Raw genomic sequence first — 19,001 nt, forward strand, 5'->3', positions numbered from 1 at the left:
CAAGAGCTGTAGCTGGCATCGGTTTTCACCATGGGGCGAGACCCCGTCTAGGAGCTTGGCTGGCACTCAGTGTATGAATAGATGGTACGAAGGAAGTTGGGACACGATCCCCTTAGACACGGAAGGTTCATCATCATAGTTGATCAGAGGGAAAATAGCCTTTATATAGCAAACGAAATGGATGCTTTTAAAGTTATACCTATTTTTCAACTATTCAGTACTTGATACTACGATATTCATCACTATCGGCTCTGTTTTAGAGGTAAATAAAAATCGTCAAAGCTAGTAAAATCAATAGATTTAGGCTTGACAGAATAGGAAGGAAATTTGTAGTGGCAGGAATTAAGGATGTTGCAAAACGAGCTGGTGTTGGTGTGGGCACGGTGTCAAGGATGCTGAATAACAGCGGTTATGTAGCGGAGGAGACAAGAGAAAAAATTGAGATTGCAATGCGGGAACTGAATTATACGCCGAATGAACTTGCCAGAAATCTTTATCATAAGCGCACCGGCATCATCGCTGTGCTTGTTCCCAACGTTTCAAATCCATTTTTTACTGAATTTGTAGATTATGCGGAGGCAGAGTTATATGAAGCGGGATTTAAGATGATGCTTTGTAACACTGTAAAAGCAAGGAATGCGGAGTTGGAATACCTGGATATGTTAAATCGTCATATTGTAGATGGCATAATTACGGGCGTACATTCTCTCGCTGTAGAAGAATATAAGAAAATCAAAAAACCAATTGTTGCATTGGACCGATATCTGGGAGACCATATTCCAGTCGTTGCCGTGAATCATAAGGAAGGCGGTCGTATAGCAGCGGAAACACTAATCAAAAACGGCTGTAGGAAGATTTTACATTTCAGAGGTTCCACTGCGGTTGAGTCTCCTTATCACGAGAGACATTATGAATTTGAGAAAATCATGAAAGAGAATCAGATCGAGACATACACGTATGAACTGGAGTGGAACCGCTTTGATACGGAATATTACCGGGAAGCAGTGGAAGATGTATTTGCAAAAGGAATTAAATTCGACGGAGTTTTTGCGGTAGACGGGCTTGCCATTGAATGTATGAATGAAACGATCCGAAGACATTTGAAGGTTCCGGGAGATGTCAAGTTCGTAGCCTATGACGGAACATTTATCACCGAGATGGTGGAACCAAAAGTAACTGCTGTCGTACAGCCGATCAGAGCACTTGCAAGAGAATCGGTACGTCTGCTTACGAATCTGATCAATGGGAAAAAATATGAGAACAAACAGGTCGTCTTAGAAGCGAAGCTACGAAAAGGCAATACTACAATCAGGTGAAAAATCGTTTACGAAAAAGATGGAAGAGTGGAGGATTTCCAGTCCACTCTCATAGACTTATTCTTGTTGGCGTAATGGAAGTTGCACAAAATAGAACATATAAAATTGGTATATTGCACAAAAAAAGATGATAAAACAAAAATGTGTTGACATATGTGTCGAAAGAGATATAATTAAAAATATAAAAACAAAGAGTTATTTTTTTTACAAAAACATGGAACCCGTTCCATAAAAGAAAAAAAGAGAGAACCCTAATTTTTTTAACCAACATGGAACCCGTTCCACAAAATGAAGTATATGATGAACCATAGCACATATTTGGGGGAAAATATCATCCAGGACAGTGCGTGTATGGTCATGATATAGGTTCCACATAAAAATAATCCGGATATCTGAAAGAAGTGATCCGAGTTATAAGTTGAGCATGGCCATGCGAAAAGATGGAATCGTCAAGTAACAAGGCAACGTAACAGAGGTAGTAGAGATGGAGGAGAATATGAAAAGAAAAGTGATTAGCGTACTATTAGCAGCAGTTATGGTAGGAACAATGCTTGCAGGATGCGGGAGCAAAGGCACATCAGCAGAAGGATCTACAGGCAGCGCAGATGGAAACAGCATTACAGTGTTAGTTGAAAGTGGCTCACCGGCAGAATCGTTGGCAAATGATACGGCAGCAGAATTTGAAAAAGAAACAGGCTGCAAAGTCATAGTGGATGCAGTGGCTTATACAGGTATGTATGACAAGCTTTCGACAGAAATCAAAGCAGGTCAGGCAGCACATGATGTAGCCTGTATGGACTTTGTGTGGTTAGCGGCATTTGCAGATGCGATTGAAGCAGTAAATGACGCGGATACAAGTGATTTTCTTCCAACACTTCAGGAGAGCGGAACGATTGACGGAAACCTTCTTGGATATCCAATGTGGGTAAATGCAAAAGTTCTTATTTATAGAAAAGATTTAATTCCAGAAGAGAAAGTACCAGCAACATGGGATGAATATCAGACGCTTGCAAAAGAAATAGCGACAGATGATATGTATGGAACAACTGTATTCGGGAGCGGATCTGACGCTGTCTGCTCATTCCTCGACTTCGCCTGTCAGGCTGGAGCAGAAGGCCTTGTATATGATAAAGACGGGAATGTAAATATTACAGATCAGGCGTATGTGGATGCATTAAATTTCATGGTTGAAAATGCAAATGCAGACTATACACCGTCTGATTCATTAGCAACAGCGGCAACAGAATCTCAGGAATTATTCACAAATGAAAAAGTTGCAATGCAGTTGAACTGGAGTCACCAGTATCCGGCAGCAGTTGAAGCGTTAGGTGCAGATAAAGTTGGATGTGCACCTATGATTGGCGGAAGTGCAGGCGTTGGTGCTACGACAGGCCCCTGGTATGAGTGTGTTATGAAAAACTCAGAAAACAAAGAGATGGCGTTGAAATATACACAGTTTATGTATGATCACAATGCAGATTACATGGATCTCACACTGAAAATTGCAGGCAGAACATCGGTATATGAAGAAGCTGGAAAAGTAGAAGGTAATGAACATACAACAGCAGTTCTCGATACACTGGCAGCAGATCAGTCACAGCCCAGACCTATGGTAACAACATGGTCACAGGTGGAAGAAGTATTAGTTGGTGTCGTGGAATCTACGTTAGGCGGAGCTGATGTGAAAGAGACATTGGAAACAGCAAAAACTGAAATTGAAGCAATTGGCAGATAGTCTGTTACATTGTGTTGAAACAGAGAATGTGATTGGATAGAGGGCGTTCCGGGCGTTTATGAAGAACAGGAGGAATTGCCCTCTGTTTTAAAAAGGTGGTAGAAAAATTGAAGTTGATATCAAGAAAGACATTATTGTTATTCTTCCTGCCAGGCGCAGTTTTTATGGGCGCATTTCTGATTTATCCTATATTTACAATGGTAATCGATAGTTTCAATCAGGTGGGACTGACCGGTGATCGAACATTCATTGGATTAGATAATTATATCAAAGCATTCACAGCAGGCGGGTTTTTAAAGCAGTTAAGGAATACTATTGTTTATATTGTTGTAGCGGTGACTGTGGAGACCGCAGTTGGATTACTATTTGCATTATTTTTTGAATTGAATTACAGAGGAAGTAAAATTGTTCGTTCATTGATGATGGCACCACTCATGATTGCACCATTGGTAGCAGGTCTTACGTGGAAATTGATGATGAGCTCAAGCTTTGGTATTGTCAATGAATTATTAACACGAGTTGGAATTTTATCAAGCAGTAGTGATATTTTGTGGCTGGCTGATTCAAAATGGTCGTTACTTGCATGCTGTATTGCGGACATATGGCTTACGACACCATTCATGATGCTGATGATACTTGCCGGTCTTCAGGGGTTGGATAACAGTATGGTTGAAGCCGCAAAGATAGATGGGGCAAGCTTGCTTCAGGAAATATTTTATATTAAACTGCCAAGTATTAAGCCGGTGTTGCTGACTGCGTTATCGGTTCGAATTATTGACGCAGCGAGGACGTTCGATATTATCTGGGCAATGACAGAAGGTGGTCCTAACAGTTCTTCGGAAACAATCAGTATCATAATCTATAAGACTCTGACAAGATATAACGACACGGGATATGCAAGTGCAATGGCAGTCGTATTCATCGCAGTGCTCGTGATCTTTACTTTAGTGTTCATGCAGAGTTTGTGGAATCCGAAGAAAAAAGCCCAGTGAAGCAAATGGTCTGGTAAGGAGGCAAAAAAGTGAAAAGTAAATTAGAAATTGGAAAGAGAGTTGGAATTATTGCGTCGATTGTGCTGACAATTGGCTGGCTGTTTCCGTACATATATGTTGTATGTTGTTCATTCAAGCCAGGGGCAGAAGTAATTGCAGTTCCACCGTCATTTTTCCCGAAGACATTTTCAATAGAGAATTTTATTGATCTGTTTCATAGAATGGATGCGGGACAGTATCTGGCAAATAGTATGATTACCGCACTGACAAGCACGGTGATTGCATTGATTCTCGGTTCACTGGCAGCATATGCGATTCAAAGATCAGGATTGAAATTATCCCTCTTTTTAGTCGTGCTGGTGCTGTGTTTGAAGATGATTCCAACATCAAGTATTGTAGTACCGATTTATGAATTGATCTGTAATCTTGGATTGTATGATACAAAACTTGCACTGATTATTGTATATGCAGCGATTAATATGCCGTTTGTCATGTGGACGATGCTGAGTTTTTATGAGGGAATCCCGACGACATTAGATGAGGCGGCGTACGTAGACGGGGCGTCCAGCTTTCAGACGTTTCGTAAGATTATTCTGCCGATATGCGCACCGGGGCTTGCGACAGCATTCATATTTACGCTGTTTTTAGCATGGAATGATTTCCTTGTTGCATTGCTGCTGACAAGTACGAATGCAAAAACATTTACGGTCGGCTTAGCAGGATTTTTATCAGCCTATAATTTGGATCTGGGTCCAATGTGTGCGGGGGCGTTTGTGTTTAGTTTTCCTGTTATGATTATTTCGCTTGCAGCACAGCGGTATATTGTACAGGGAATGACAGCAGGAGCTGTAAAAGGTTAAAAAAACTGACGGAGGAGTCTTATGTGTAGAGAATTAATGCAACAGAATATCGAAAAGGCTCAGTGTGAGATAGACAGCAAAAAAGATATTGTGAAAAAAGGGAAGATGCGCCAAAGATATCATTTTATGGCGCAGACAGGATGGCTGAATGATCCCAATGGATTGATCTATTTTAGAGGGAAATATCATTTCTTTTTCCAGTATAATCCATACAGTGCATTTTGGGATAATATGTATTGGGGACACGCAATGAGTGATGACATGCTGCACTGGGAGTATTTGCCATTGGCACTGGCACCAAGTGAAACCTATGATGACTATCAGCGTGGCGGCTGCTTTTCCGGCAGCGCAATCGAACATGACGGGAAGCTGTTCCTGATGTATACGGGAGCAACGAATGAAGGAAATGGATCAAAGCAGACACATTGTATTGCATACAGTGAGGACGGAATCCATTTTGAAAAATATGAGGGCAATCCGGTCATTACGGCTCCGGAAGGGATTCCGGGTGATTTGTTCCGTGATCCAAAAGTATGGAAACATGAGGATCTGTTTTATATGGTATGCGGAGCCAGCCGTGACAACAAAGGACAGGCGCTGCTCTATCGGTCAAAGGACCTTTTTCATTGGACATTCTTTAATGTCCTGGCGGAAAGCCGCGGTGAATGGGGATACATGTGGGAATGCCCGGATTTTTATCCGCTGGGTGATAAATATGTACTGACATTTTCACCGATGAGTGCGGGAGAACACACCTCCGTTTATTTTGTGGGTGATTTTGATTACGAGACGGGGAAATTTATTTGTCACAGCTGTGATGAAATTGATTGGGGATTTGACTTTTATGCACCGCAATCCTTTGAAACACCCGAGGGAAGACGTATTATGGTCGGCTGGTCGAATGAATGGGAATGGATGCCGCTGTGGAAAGACTGGGGACCGACATTTAAAGAGGATTGGTGTGGTTTCTTTAATATACCAAGAGAAGTTCGCCTGACCGAAGAAGGAAAATTGCAATTCCTTCCGATTGCGGAAGTGGAAACCATGCGGGAAAATGAAAAGAAGCTGGAAACATTTGAGGTCACAGAGGAAGAGAGCGCCTGGAAAGTCGGAGATGGAGTGTCGTATGAATTAAAACTGAAGATCGATCTTCAAAAGACAGACGCTGAAAAATTAGAACTTGATCTGCGCTGCGGAGAAGATAAAAAGACAATCTGTATGTTCGATTTTAAGAAAGCAGAGATGAGTGTAGACAGAAATGATGCGGATGGCTGGAGCAAGGGCGTTTCAAGGAGTGCCATGAATCTGAAAGATAAAACAGAATTGGATGTTCATGTGTTATCAGATCAAAGTTCGCTTGAAATCTTTACCGGTCAGTATCAGAATTGTCATTCCAATAACATTTTCGCAGGAAATGCACAGAACCAGGTGAAGATTCGGGCACATGGAGGACGTGTGTATTTGAAGGATGTAGAAATGTATGGACTGAAGTAAATGCCGAAGCGCCCCTTATCACGGTAAAATGTGGTACATTAAGGGAAGATGTCAAAAAAGAAGTGAATGAAGCGGTTTTATAGGAGGAGTTTTCATGGCGAGTAAAAATTATTATGATGTAACAGAGTGGCATGTCGGCAATCCTTACGAGGATATCGGCGAGGTAATCAACAGCATCATTGCAGATATTAAAAGCAGACAGACAACCCCTGATGTGAACGGGGGAGGGAAACCGGGTGCAGCTATATTTATTCCCTCCGGCGACTATCATCTCCGGACGCAGGTACGGATCGATATCAGTTATCTGAAAATTATGGGCACCGGACATGGGTTCACATCGTCAAGCATTCGGTTCAATACCCCGAAGGAGGAACTGGCTGACTGGCATGAAATCTGGCCGGGCGGCAGTCGTATACTTGTCGATTTAGAGCCGGAGGTAAGCGACAGAAGTGCTTCAGAGGCAGAGCAGGCGGCAGGAGCCGCATTTTATGTGGAACGCAGCGGAGCACCAAGAATCAGTTCGGTAGAATTTTCGAATTTTTGCATCGATGGATTGCATTTTATGGATGATGGTTCGGGAAACGATGACCCGGAGAATACCTATGTTAATGGGAAGACCGGCATCTACATTGCGAGTGCACAGGATTCTTTCCGAATCACGGAGATGGGGCTTATCTACCTGGAGCATGGAATTACCAGCTATCATGCCGATGCAATGACCATTCATGACAATTTTATTGCAGAATGTGGAAACTGTATTGAACTGCGTGGTTCCGGACAGGCATCTAAGATTACGGACAATCTGATGGGAGCCGGATATAAAGGATATTCTATTTTTGCACAGAATTTCGGAGGACTGCTCGTTGCGACAAACAATGTATTTCCACGTGGCAGCAGCAGTGTTCATTTCGACGGTGTGGTGCGTTCTTCGATTACAGGCAACCGTTTCCATTCATTTTATCCGGGGATGTTGATCTTTTCCGGCAGCTGTTCAGAAAATTTGGTTGCTTCAAATCATTTCCTGCGGGATCATGAGCCGTGGCCGCCGATGCTGAAATACGACAATGGTTTAGATGACACATATGGACTGTTATCGATCAGTGGATGTAATAATTCCATTATTGCGAATCATATATCGGAGACGATCGCGGCTAAATATTTAAAGCCGGCCGGAGTGAAACCGGTCATCATACGCGTTGTCGCAGGAAGTGGAAATTACATTTCCAATAATCACATTGTTGCGACAACAGAAGATGAAAAAGAACAGAGGGCGAACGTGTCAGATTCTGCGGAAGAGACCACTGAGAAAAAGGATGCATGTTTTTCTGCACAGGTAGACGCTCTGCTTACAGCAGACCGCCTGGTACCGCTCGAAGTGATAGAGCTGATGAGCTAGAACTGCGAATACAGGCACCGTAAAATACCTTACAAGATCTCACTTACAAGATTTTGAGGGTTCACCGATTGCAGAATCTCATACTGAATGATATAATCGGTAGTATTACATCTTAGCAGCATAGTGTGCGATTTACATCCATTTTCCAAAATCGGTCAATGATATCCTGGGCAGAACGGGCAGGGGAATCAGGATCCGTACAGGATGGAGAGAGGCACGCAGAGCATGGAAAGGAAAATACATATGCCGAAAGAGAACATACGTCGAATAAAAGAATTATCACAGAATGAGTTCTGGGAAATATACCGGACACAGATGAAACAGGATTTCCCCAAAAGTGAAATCAGAAGAGAGGATAATTTTGAAAATCTATGGAGGGATCAGAAATATCTTGCACTTGGGTGGTATGAGGAGAAACCTGGGAATGGACAGCAGAAGGAATGCAGCCTGACAGGATATGCTTTTTTTGTAATAGCAGAGGATGCGGTGCTGCTGGACTACTTTGCGGTGCTTGCAGATCAGCGCGGGAATGGGAGCGGCGGCCGTTTTCTGGAAGCGATGAAAACATATTTTGCAGAGCGGACAGACTGCATTCTGCTGGAGGTCGAGAACCCGGAATATGCCGTGGATGAGAATGACCGGAAACTGCGTGAGAGGCGGATCGCGTTTTACGAGAGACACGGGGTGTTCTTCAGCAAGGTGGAGACCCGGGTGTTTACGGATGAGTATCTGATATTGGTTCTGCCGGTCCAGAAGGCGAAAGAGCACCCCGTGAAGGAATGGGCAGAGCAGATAAAGGGCGTGTATGAGTCCATTTTCCCGTATAATGTGCGGAAGGGAAAAGTCTGGTATACGGTCAGGCAGCAGGGATAAAAGGCAGTGAAAGATGGAGTATTACAGATATGAAGATACAGATTATCGAGGATGACAGGGTTTTAAGTGACGGCATCCGTCTTGCGCTGCAGGAACCGAACATTATATTTGTACAGGACAACAGTATCCGGCAGGCGAAGGATTCCTTTGAGCGGGAAAATCCAGACATTGTGATTCTGGATCTCAACCTTCCGGATGGCAGTGGACTGGATTACCTCAGATGGCTCAGAGCAAACGCAGAGATACCGGTCCTGATCCTGACGGCCAATGATATGGAGATGGATGAGGTCATCGGTCTGTCGCTGGGAGCCGATGATTACATGACAAAGCCCTTCAGCATTGCCGTACTGCGTGCACGGATCCAGGTTCTGATGCGGAGGATGCAAAAACGGCAGGAGCAGGAACAGAATATATACGCGGAGGCGGGATTTTATTTTGACTTTCACGGATTCGTATACCGCAGGAATGAGAGCGAGCTTACGCTGAGTGTGAACGAACAGAAATTACTGCAGCTTCTGGTGGAGAACCGGGCCAGAGTCCTGACCAGGTCCGTTCTCGTCGACAGGCTGTGGAATGACGGCGGTGATTTTGTGGATGAAAATGCGCTCTCTGTGACAGTGAACAGGCTGCGCAGCAAACTGGAGGCAAAAGAGGATCCGGAGACGTTTATCCAGACCGTATATGGACAGGGATATATGTGGAAGAGGGTGGCGAAGCATGTTTGAGAACCGGACAATGCGGCGGTTGGATCAGATGCTGAACGAGGCACTGGACGGTACCTTCTGCGAGGAAAATTACGATGAGACCCAGTTGTCGAAGCTGGAGGCCAGGTGGAAACATTTCCTCGGGGCATCGGTGTTGTCTGCGGAAAATACAAAGCGGGAGAAGGAAAATGTCAAGAGCCTTGTCTCTGATATCTCTCACCAGACCAAGACGCCTATGACCAATATTAAGCTGTACGCTTCGCTGCTGGAAGAATCGCTGGAGAAAGAACAGCATATGGAGCACCGGGAGGAGAGCCTGCGGCTTCTGGGGGCAATCAGCGGTCAGGCGGAGAAGCTGGAATTTTTGATTCAGTCTCTGACGAAGCTGTCCCGGCTGGAGAGCAATGTTCTGGAAGTGGCGCCCGGGGAACAACAGATCGGCCCTCTTCTTTCGGAACTCTGCGAGGAGGCAGGGCAGAAGGCAGAGAAAAGACAGGTCAGGATCCAGAACCTGTACCGGGGATGCGGCATGGCCTGCTATGACCGGAAATGGACCAGAGAAGCACTGGGAAATATTCTGGACAACGCGGTGAAGTACTCGAAACCGGGCGGAACAATCCGGGTCGATGTCAGGGAATACGAACTGTATGCTGCCGTCTCGGTGGAGGACGATGGAATCGGAATCCGTGAGGAGGAGCAGGCAAAGATATTCGGACGGTTCTACCGCTCTGAGGCAGTACAGCAGGAGGACGGTGTGGGAATCGGACTCTATCTGGCCAGGGAGATCGCGAAGCGGCAGAACGGGTACATCAAGGTGAAGTCCGAGCCCGGTGCGGGAAGTGAATTTCTGTTTTATCTGCGGAGAAAATAAGAATCTTTCACAACTGTTAGATTTGTGAAAGATTGTGGAAAGATGCGGGAGTTATACTAAGGACAGTGAATAAGCTGTCCTTTTTTATATGAAAACCCTCCGGGGAATGCACACTGCACGCAAAAAGAATATGGTTACTGGCGTGACCGCGCTTCGGCGCGAGAGTTTCGCTTGCGAAACTCTGTGTTCCTTTAAACGACCGATTTATGCGGAAACAGAACATGCAGTGCATAAGCGAGAACATGCAGCCTATAAGCGATGGGATAAAGGTCTATGAAAAGACAGGACGGCGGGAGGTGGAAATGAAAGTATTACGTACAGAGAACTTAAAAAAATATTATGGCAGAGAAGAAAATCAGGTGCGCGCGCTGGACGGAGTGGATCTTGAGGTGGAGCGTGGTGAATTTGTGGCAATCGTCGGAACCAGCGGGAGCGGGAAATCCACGCTGCTGCATATGCTGGGCGGATTGGATTATCCGACCTCGGGGAACGTATTTGTGGATGATAAGGACATCTCCGGACTGAAGGAGGATGCGCTGTGTGTCTTTCGCAGAAGAAAGATCGGTTTTGTCTTCCAGAGCTACAATCTGGTTCCGGTCCTGAATGTCTACGAGAACATCGTCATGCCGATCGAACTGGACGGGAGCACGGTGGATAAGGTCTATGTGGAGCAGGTGATCCGGATGCTTGGGCTGGAGGAGCGCATCTACAGTCTGCCAGGACAGCTGTCCGGCGGGCAGCAGCAGAGGGTGGCAATTGCGAGAGCGCTGGCGTCCAAACCGGCGATCATTCTGGCAGATGAACCGACCGGTAATCTGGACAGCGCCACGAGCCAGGATGTGCTCAGCCTTCTGAAGGTGAGCAGTGAGCGGTTCGGGCAGACCATTGTGATGATTACCCATAATGAGGAGATCGCCCAGCTGGCAGACCGTATCATCCGCATTGAGGATGGAAAAATCAAGGGGAGCAAGGGTGGTGAGCGCCATGCGTAGGGTAAGTAACAAGGCATTTATCCGGAAGCTGGCAGATAAGAGTTTCCGGGCATCCAGAACGAGGAATATCATCGCGGTGGTCGCCATTGCGCTGACGGCCACACTGTTTACCACGCTGTTTACCATTGGAATCGGGACCATCGAGAACTTCCAGCAGCAGACCATGCGCCAGGCGGGCGGGGACAGCCACGGTGTGATCAAGGATATCAGCCCACAGATGTATGAGAAGATGAGCCAGGATCCGTCTGTCAAAGAATGCGCGGATACGATGCTGGTTGCATACAGCGTTGAAAATCCGGAGTTTTTAAAACGCCATGTAGAGGCCTGGTATTATCCGGAATATCATTATCCACACTGCTTCGTAGATATTCTGGACGGCAGGGCGCCGCAGAAGGCGGATGAGATCCTGTTGGATGAGGAATCCATGAATCTTCTGGGACTGGAGCTAAAGGCAGGGCAGAAGGTCACACTGCAGATGAAGATCCGCAGCAGCGCGGATGCTGTGACGGAGAGGACCTTTACGGTTTCCGGTGTGACAAAGTCGGATCCGGCACTGAATGTGGGATTTGCAATTGTGTCCGAAGCTTATCGCGGGAAATATGCAGATGAGCTGGTATATACCTATGATCAGGATGGATCGACGACCGGTACAGTCCGGATGGATGTGAATTTTGCCAATTCATTTTCCATTCAGAAAAAGCTGGAGCGGGTGATAGAAAACAGCGGGTATTCGTCCGATGAAACGGACCCGGACTATGTCGCCAGCAATGCAAACTGGGCGTATGTGTCCGATGGAGGGGAGACGGATCCGGTCACGGCGGGAGCTGCTATAGGCGGATTGATCTTGATTATATTGACGGGATATCTGATCATCTATAACATTTTCCAGATATCGGTCATCCGTGATATCCGGTATTACGGGCTGCTCAAGACCATTGGCACGACCGGGAGACAGATCCGGACAATCATACGAAGACAGGCGTTCGTGCTGGGGTTCATCGGAATCCCGCTGGGACTGATCGGCGGCTTTATCATGGGAAAAGCGGTGGTTCCAAGGGTCATGGAAGTCAGTGCATACGGGAGTGACAGTGTGGCTGTGTCCATGAGCCCGTCGATCTTTATCGGAGCGGCAGCATTTTCCCTTCTGACCATATGGATCTCCACGGGGAAACCGGCCAGAATCGCGGCAAAGGTATCCCCGGTGGAGGCGGTGCGCTTCACGGAACAGTCCGGGAGGAGAAAAAATAAGAAGAGATCGACAGACGGAGGAAAGCTGTGGCGCATGGCATTCTCGAATCTGGGAAGAAACAGGAAAAAGACCGTTCTGGTGATTTTATCCCTGTCTCTCGCACTGGTGCTTCTGAACAGTGTGTTTACGGTTGCAGATTCTTTTGATATGAATACGTATCTGAAAAAGTTTGTGTCTTATGATTTTCAAATTGCCAATGCTAGATACTTTGGAATGGATCCTTACCGGGGGATATCCGAGGATGAAGTGCAGGAGGAGAAGCTTTCCGAGAGCCTTATTGAGTCCTGCAAGGAGCAGGACGGATTCCAGGAGGGCGGAAGAATCTATGAGACGGATGGCTGTGTCGGGCTGCGAAAGGACAGCTGGAAGGTACCTTCTTACGTTCCGACCGATGAGAACGGCGTCGCAGGGAAGTACTGGAATGGACAATTTTCTACGCTGAATCTGATGGATGAGGAGAATTACAGAGTCAGCTTCTATGGAATCGAGGACTTTTACTATTCCAGACTGGAGGTCTGGAAGGGGGAGAAGGACTGGCAGACCATAAGAGAGAAGATGAAGACCGGGAAGTATGTGATCGCCACGGTGGAACCGGATGACAATGGCTTTGTGGAGAAAGAGGAGGTCTGGTTACTGCCGGGAGATAAAGTGACACTGACCTATGGCGGCGGGCAGCAGCGGGAGTTCGAGGTGCTGTCGGTGGTCAAGACGGATTACTGGAGTATGACAAACCGCTTAAATGGCAACTTTAAGTTTTACGTTCCGGCGGAGCTGTTCAAGGAGATGGCCTCAGATCAGTATCTGATGTCTTATGGATTTGATGTGGACGACGACAAAGAACAGGCGGTGAGTGACTTTCTGACTTTCTATACGACGCAGGAGGAGCCGCTGATGGATTTCACGTCCAGACAAAGTTATATCGAGCAATTCGCCAGGCTGACACAGCTCTTTACACTGGTGGGCGGTATTCTTGCCATGGTGGTAGGCGTCATCGGAGTTCTGAACTTTATCAACACGATTCTCACGGGGATCGTCACGAGACAGCGGGAATTTGCCATGCTGGAAGCCGTGGGGATGACGAAAAAACAGCTCGGGAAAATGCTGATGCTGGAAGGACTTTACTATGCGGTATTGACGATCGTGATATCGCTGGTGTTCGGCAGCGTATTCTCAGTCACTGCCCTGCGGCTGTTGATCGGGGGCATGTGGTTTTTGAAATACCATTTTGTCATCTGGCCGATGGCAGTGACATTTCCGATACTGCTGATCCTGGGCGTGCTGGTGCCGAAGGCGGTGCTGCGGTTTGAGAAAAAGAAGAGTGTGGTAGAAATAATCACGAACTTGTGATTATTCTCGGATTGAAGTGTTCCGGCACGGTCTGTATAATGAAGTACAGAGGTGTAAAAGGATGGAACATATTTTAATCGTGGAAGACGATCGCGAATTGAATCAAGGACTGACTTATACCCTGACAAAATCAGGGTATTTTGTCTTGTCTGCATATTCGTTAAAAGAAGCAAAAGAGCAAATAGAACAGGGCGCGGTGGAACTGATTCTGCTGGATGTAAATCTGCCGGATGGAGAGGGCTTTGCATTGTGCGAATGGATGCAGGAAACGTACCAGACGCAGGAAAGGCACCGGATACCGGTCTTATTTCTGTCGGCGAGAGATTTGGAGGAGGACGTATTAAAAGGATACGAAGCCGGTGCGCTGGATTACATCACAAAGCCATTTTCGATGAAAATATTGCAGAAAAAAATAGAGATAGCACTGCAAAAGACGAGAACATCCAGGAAACACAAATACGAAGATGAATTTTTGAGTGTAGATTTTGATGCGTTCAGAACGAAAATAGCCGGGAAGGAATGCGCTCTGACACCGACGGAATATCGTTTACTTCGTCTGTTCATTGAGAACCGGGCACAGCTTTTGACGTATTCCGTCATGCTGGATAAGCTTTGGGACTGCAATGGAGCATTTATAGATAAGCATGCACTGGCAGTGAACGTGAACCGGCTGCGGAAAAAAATTGAGGATGAAGAGCATCAATATATTTCAAATGTATATGGAATGGGGTACCAATGGCTGCGATGAAAATTATGATAAGCTGTCTTTGCATTGTAATCGTTTTTTTGTGGCTTCGCATGCGGAAAATGAAAAAAGACATTTATGAATTTACGGAAAAACTGGACCGGTCACTGGAAGACATGGCTGCCGGAAAAGAGATAGAAAAAGAAGCAATTCCAAGTGAGACGCTGTGGGGAAAAACAAACGAAAAATTGAGAAGAATCGGCGGAATCTGGAAGAAGAACAGCGAAAAAAAACAAAAAGAAAAAGAGCAGATCAAGGAATGGATTTCCGATATTTCCCATCAGACGAAAACACCGATTGCCAATTTGAAGATGTATGTGGAACTGCTGCAGGATGAAACGGAAGAAGAAAAACGGAGGGAGTTCTTAAGTAACATTTCCAAACAGACGAATAAACTGGATTTCTTTATTCAGAGTATGGTGAAAATGTCACGTCTTGAGACCGGAGTGATTGAAATCAGGCAGGAGAATCATGACCTGTATAGAACCATCGGACAGGCAGTCTCTGCGATCGTCCCGAAAGCGGAGCAGAAGAAAATCCGCATATACGCTGACTGCGAGGAAGAATACTGCGTGAAGCATGATGCAAAATGGACGGAGGAGGCGCTTGAGAATGTTCTGGACAACGCGGTGAAGTATACCGGTCGGCAGGGCCGGATATGTGTATCCGTGACCAGACAGGAGATTTATACCAGAATCAGTATCAGGGATAATGGGAAAGGAATCGCACCGGAGCGGCAGGCAGAGATTTTCCGGCGGTTTTACCGGGAGCCGGAGGTCCATGACCAGGAGGGGATTGGAGTAGGCCTTTATCTGGCAAGAGAAATCATCGCCCTGCAGAATGGATATATGGAAGTGTGTTCTGCACCGGGAGCAGGCGCGGAATTTCAAATATATCTGCCGAACAGCTGATTACAGCTGAAATCTGATTATCAAATACATCCGTGAAACAGCGGATTATCACAAGATTGTGAAGATTGTATTTTGTGAATGGTCTGAGATAGTTATGTATTATGATGAAACTATCTTAAAAAAAGGAGCAGAAAACAGATGGAAAAATATATTGTAAGGACAAGTGGTCTTAAAAAGTATTATCAGATGGGCAAAAATGTCGTAAAAGCTTTGGACGGTGTGGATTTCAAGGTGAAAGACGGAGAATTTGTCGCGATTATTGGAAAAAGCGGCTCGGGAAAAAGTACATTGCTTCATATGATCGGAGGTCTAGACCTGCCGACATCGGGCGAGGTATACGTGGATGGAAGAAACCTTGCCGGATTAAATAAAGAACAGCTTGCCATCTTTCGAAGAAGAACCGTGGGCTTTATTTTTCAAAGCTATAATCTGGTACAGGATCTGAATGTGTATGAGAATATCGTTCTGCCGATCGAGCTAGATGGCGGACACGTTGATACGGAATTTGTTGACGGGATTCTGGAATTGCTGCAGCTGCAGGAAAAAAAGGAGGTATTGCCCAATACGCTGTCCGGCGGGCAGCAGCAGCGTGTGGCGATCGCCAGGGCAATTGCGGCGAAGCCGGCAATGATTCTTGCGGATGAACCAACCGGCAATCTGGACACCGCCACGAGCCATGATGTGCTCGGGCTGCTCAAAACGGTGGCAAGACAGTTTGAACAGACCATTGTGCTGATTACCCATGACCAGGATATTGCGCAGCTGGCAGACCGGATCGTCAGAATTGAAGATGGGCAGATCGTCTGCAGCCATATTGGTGATGGAGAGATGGAAGACTCTTGTATGGAAGGCGGACAGACGTCAGACAGCCATACCACAGATGACCACATGACAGAGGGGAGCGGTTCCCATGCTGAAAAATAACAATGAACAGGTGATCGACCGGATGGTAAAGCGCTCATTTCTCCGAAATAAAAGAAAAAATATGGTTCTGATACTGGCAGTATTTCTTGCGGCATTCATGATATTCAGTGTATTTACAGTAGGTGTCACATATCTGCAAATGTTGAACCGCCAGAATATCCGCATGAATGGAGCCAAATTCGATGCGGTATTGATGGGCGGGTATACAGAAGCACAGAAGGAGATATGTGAGGAAGAAAAAGACATTACGATCATTGGCAGTGAAGCGAAGGCCGCCTATGCAGAAAAAACAGATCGTGATGACACCTTGAATACAGCGATCATATGGAGTGACGAGACATACTGGAATAAGATGAAGCCGGAAGCAGTGGCGTGGGTCAGGGGAAACTACCCGCAAAAAGAAAATGAGATCATGGTGACAAAGGCGGCGCTGAAGGACTGCGGCTACGAAGAGCTTGAGATTGGAGATGAATTGCCGCTCACCTGTCGCAACCATCGGGGAACATATACGAAGACATTTACCATAACAGGTATGTGGGAAGGCTATGGCACACAGAAGGTGATTTATGTTTCCAAGGCTTTCTACGATCAGTCCGGCTACCGGCTGGAAGACACCAACAGTGGGATCCTGTATGTGGATTTTAAGTCCGTAATTGTGTCTGCGGAAAAACAGGCAGAGCTGGAGGATAGACTGAATTTAGGAAAACAGCAGCGTATTTTCTTTAACGGGGAACTGGAAATGTCAGTGAACATTCTATTCGGAATGCTTGGATTGATCACTGTGACGTGTTTTAGTGCATATTTACTGATCTATAATATTCTGCAGATGTCCGTTGCGGCAAATGTCAGATATTTTGGACTGCTCCAGACAATCGGAATGACGGAAGTACAGATCCGTAAAATGCTGAAAAAGCAGGTGCTGCTTACCGGGATCATCGGGATGGCCGGGGGACTCTGTTCTGGCAGCATTGCGTCCTTTGTTTTAATTCCCGGAATTGTGAAAATTCTTGGTATCCGGGAAAATGTTCAGGTGGTATTTCAGCCGCTCGTGTTTTTACTGACCGTGGTACTGGTGATGCTGACACTTATTTTGAGCAGCAGAAGACCGGCGAAATATGCAGCATCCGTCTCGCCCATAGAGGCATTGGGCTTTCGCGGCATATCCAGAACAAAGACTTCGCACAGAACAGGGCGTGGAGATCTGCTCTGGCGCATGGCGGCAGAACATCTAAAGAAAGACAAAAAGAAAACAGTGGTGGTACTGCTGTCTCTGGCGGCAAGCCTGTCGGTATTCCTGTGTCTGGTCACACTGATTGAAAGCCAGGGCGCGAGGACGATCGTATCAAATCATGAGAACGTAGATCTGGTCGTGAAAAATGATACAACAAAAAAGGAAAATGAAGCAGAGTGGATTCCGATTCTGGATAAAAAATTTCTGGATAAATTACAGAATAACAAGAAAATCAGGGAAACCCATCCAATGACCATGACATCCATTCTCGTGCCATGGGAACCAGATTTCGCGGATTCGTGGATGCGGGAATTTTACGAGACATGGATGGATCACGATTATGCGGAAGACATAGCAGAATACAAGGCGCATCCGGAAAAATTCCATTCCTTCATGACAGGAATCGATGAGAAACAGTTTGATGATCTGAACAGCACACTGCAGGAACCAATTGACAAAGAATCGTTTCTGAAGGGGGACATCTGCATTCTTTATCGGCATGGTCTATCTTTTGATGAGAAGGATTTGGATGGAAAAGTGATGCGGTTTTCGCTGCAGGGCCAACCAGATGAACCGTTTGAAATGAAAATCGCAGGGCTCACAGAATCCAATTATTATGTAAATTCGCTGGGTATGGCGGCAAACATTATTGTAAGTGACCGATTTGTAAACGAGCATGTAGAAAATCCAATGGTGTTCCAGACAGGAGTGGTCTACGAAGAGATGTATGATGAGCAGACAGAGGCAGAGGTCAAGCAATATGTGGAGGACACCTCTTATGCAAAGGACGTTTCCTATAATTCGAAGATAGAAATGGCGAAATCCATCAAAAAGATGCAGGGAAATATGATGGGAGTGGGGATCGGAATTATCCTTGTACTCTCTTTTATCGGCATCATGAATTACATTAATACGGTATATGGCAATATCCAAAGCAGGCAGGTAGAGATTTCTATCATGGAAAGTGTGGGGATGTCAGAAAAACAAGTGAAAGAAATGCTGATCAGGTGTAATTCGTATAATTACCTGCTTCTCATTTTCCTGTTTTCAAGCAAATTACAAAAAGGTACAGGATAAATTAATCTGGCTTATTTTTCAGCAGATTGTTTTATCTTGTACCTTTTTGTATTATCATAGTTGTTGCAACTACAAAAAGAAGCAGGAACCTCCCCGACCAAAGTTTGGTTTCCTGCCTCACCACACCGAGCATAGGCATGCCTATGTCCCAGTAAGACTATGATAACCTTATTCGTCGAAGAAAACAATCCTATTACACCTAATTTTTATAACGATGTGATTTCCAATCTTCAATTTCACAGGCTCAAATGCTCCTGCGGCATGGCCGGTGGTTTATCTGTCCA

The 19,001-nt window shown here is 45.7% G+C and carries 15 protein-coding genes; all 15 read left to right on the forward strand.

What is annotated here, in order from left to right:
* The first annotated feature begins 332 nt into the window (after positions 1-332).
* The 15 genes from BUB85_RS17405 (at position 333) to BUB85_RS17475 (ending at position 18,717) form a co-directional block, all read left to right on the forward strand.
* On the forward strand, positions 333-1,316 hold the full coding sequence (locus BUB85_RS17405) for a LacI family DNA-binding transcriptional regulator (protein ID WP_073112827.1): 984 nt from the start codon (positions 333-335) through the stop codon (positions 1,314-1,316).
* A 496-nt stretch (positions 1,317-1,812) separates the two neighbouring features.
* Positions 1,813-3,051 (forward strand): sugar ABC transporter substrate-binding protein, encoded by a 1,239-nt coding sequence (locus BUB85_RS17410; RefSeq protein WP_084534109.1) that lies wholly within the window; start codon positions 1,813-1,815, stop codon positions 3,049-3,051.
* Positions 3,052-3,158: 107 nt separating this feature from the next.
* Positions 3,159-4,043 carry a carbohydrate ABC transporter permease gene (locus tag BUB85_RS17415; protein WP_073112837.1) on the forward strand — a complete coding sequence of 295 codons (885 nt, stop codon included), beginning with the start codon at positions 3,159-3,161 and terminating at the stop codon, positions 4,041-4,043.
* A gap of 29 nt (positions 4,044-4,072) precedes the next feature.
* A complete protein-coding gene (locus BUB85_RS17420) occupies positions 4,073-4,903 on the forward strand; it encodes a carbohydrate ABC transporter permease (protein ID WP_073112829.1) in 831 nt (276 codons plus the stop codon).
* A 21-nt stretch (positions 4,904-4,924) separates the two neighbouring features.
* A complete protein-coding gene (locus BUB85_RS17425) occupies positions 4,925-6,397 on the forward strand; it encodes a glycoside hydrolase family 32 protein (protein WP_073112830.1) in 1,473 nt (490 codons plus the stop codon).
* A gap of 94 nt (positions 6,398-6,491) precedes the next feature.
* A complete protein-coding gene (locus tag BUB85_RS17430; RefSeq protein WP_084534107.1) occupies positions 6,492-7,793 on the forward strand; it encodes a NosD domain-containing protein in 1,302 nt (433 codons plus the stop codon).
* Positions 7,794-8,018: 225 nt separating this feature from the next.
* Positions 8,019-8,666 carry a GNAT family N-acetyltransferase gene (locus BUB85_RS17435; protein ID WP_143160775.1) on the forward strand — a complete coding sequence of 216 codons (648 nt, stop codon included), beginning with the start codon at positions 8,019-8,021 and terminating at the stop codon, positions 8,664-8,666.
* Between the two features lie 29 nt (positions 8,667-8,695).
* Positions 8,696-9,391 (forward strand): response regulator transcription factor, encoded by a 696-nt coding sequence (locus BUB85_RS17440; protein WP_073112832.1) that lies wholly within the window; start codon positions 8,696-8,698, stop codon positions 9,389-9,391.
* Positions 9,384-10,241: a sensor histidine kinase gene (locus BUB85_RS17445; protein WP_073112833.1), complete on the forward strand. Its 858-nt coding sequence runs from the start codon at positions 9,384-9,386 to the stop codon at positions 10,239-10,241. The genes BUB85_RS17440 and BUB85_RS17445 overlap by 8 nt, the downstream gene beginning before the upstream one ends.
* Before the next feature lie 302 nt (positions 10,242-10,543).
* A complete protein-coding gene (locus BUB85_RS17450; RefSeq protein WP_073112838.1) occupies positions 10,544-11,233 on the forward strand; it encodes an ABC transporter ATP-binding protein in 690 nt (229 codons plus the stop codon).
* Positions 11,226-13,829 (forward strand): ABC transporter permease, encoded by a 2,604-nt coding sequence (locus tag BUB85_RS17455; protein ID WP_073112834.1) that lies wholly within the window; start codon positions 11,226-11,228, stop codon positions 13,827-13,829. The genes BUB85_RS17450 and BUB85_RS17455 overlap by 8 nt, the downstream gene beginning before the upstream one ends.
* A 61-nt stretch (positions 13,830-13,890) precedes the next feature.
* Positions 13,891-14,577 (forward strand): response regulator transcription factor, encoded by a 687-nt coding sequence (locus tag BUB85_RS17460; protein ID WP_073112835.1) that lies wholly within the window; start codon positions 13,891-13,893, stop codon positions 14,575-14,577.
* Positions 14,578-14,636: 59 nt separating this feature from the next.
* The gene (locus BUB85_RS17465) at positions 14,637-15,485 is read left to right on the forward strand and encodes a sensor histidine kinase (protein WP_330392373.1); all 849 of its coding nucleotides are present in this window, start codon (positions 14,637-14,639) and stop codon (positions 15,483-15,485) included.
* 138 nt (positions 15,486-15,623) lie between these two features.
* Positions 15,624-16,409 carry an ABC transporter ATP-binding protein gene (locus tag BUB85_RS17470; RefSeq protein WP_084534108.1) on the forward strand — a complete coding sequence of 262 codons (786 nt, stop codon included), beginning with the start codon at positions 15,624-15,626 and terminating at the stop codon, positions 16,407-16,409.
* The gene (locus tag BUB85_RS17475; protein WP_073112836.1) at positions 16,396-18,717 is read left to right on the forward strand and encodes an ABC transporter permease; all 2,322 of its coding nucleotides are present in this window, start codon (positions 16,396-16,398) and stop codon (positions 18,715-18,717) included. The genes BUB85_RS17470 and BUB85_RS17475 overlap by 14 nt, the downstream gene beginning before the upstream one ends.
* Positions 18,718-19,001: the final 284 nt, after the last annotated feature.

The organism is Hespellia stercorisuis DSM 15480 (genome assembly GCF_900142165.1).
GTDB classification, from domain to species: Bacteria; Bacillota; Clostridia; order Lachnospirales; family Lachnospiraceae; genus Hespellia; species Hespellia stercorisuis.

Coding starts and splice junctions, on each gene's coding strand:
- BUB85_RS17410 (WP_084534109.1), top strand. CDS start 1,813: ATGAAAAGAAAAGTGATTAGCGTACTATTAGCAGCAGTTATGGTAGGA.
- BUB85_RS17425 (WP_073112830.1), top strand. CDS start 4,925: ATGTGTAGAGAATTAATGCAACAGAATATCGAAAAGGCTCAGTGTGAG.
- BUB85_RS17430 (WP_084534107.1), top strand. CDS start 6,492: ATGGCGAGTAAAAATTATTATGATGTAACAGAGTGGCATGTCGGCAAT.
- BUB85_RS17435 (WP_143160775.1), top strand. CDS start 8,019: ATGGAAAGGAAAATACATATGCCGAAAGAGAACATACGTCGAATAAAA.
- BUB85_RS17440 (WP_073112832.1), top strand. CDS start 8,696: ATGAAGATACAGATTATCGAGGATGACAGGGTTTTAAGTGACGGCATC.
- BUB85_RS17445 (WP_073112833.1), top strand. CDS start 9,384: ATGTTTGAGAACCGGACAATGCGGCGGTTGGATCAGATGCTGAACGAG.
- BUB85_RS17450 (WP_073112838.1), top strand. CDS start 10,544: ATGAAAGTATTACGTACAGAGAACTTAAAAAAATATTATGGCAGAGAA.
- BUB85_RS17455 (WP_073112834.1), top strand. CDS start 11,226: ATGCGTAGGGTAAGTAACAAGGCATTTATCCGGAAGCTGGCAGATAAG.
- BUB85_RS17460 (WP_073112835.1), top strand. CDS start 13,891: ATGGAACATATTTTAATCGTGGAAGACGATCGCGAATTGAATCAAGGA.
- BUB85_RS17465 (WP_330392373.1), top strand. CDS start 14,637: ATGAAAAAAGACATTTATGAATTTACGGAAAAACTGGACCGGTCACTG.
- BUB85_RS17470 (WP_084534108.1), top strand. CDS start 15,624: ATGGAAAAATATATTGTAAGGACAAGTGGTCTTAAAAAGTATTATCAG.
- BUB85_RS17475 (WP_073112836.1), top strand. CDS start 16,396: ATGCTGAAAAATAACAATGAACAGGTGATCGACCGGATGGTAAAGCGC.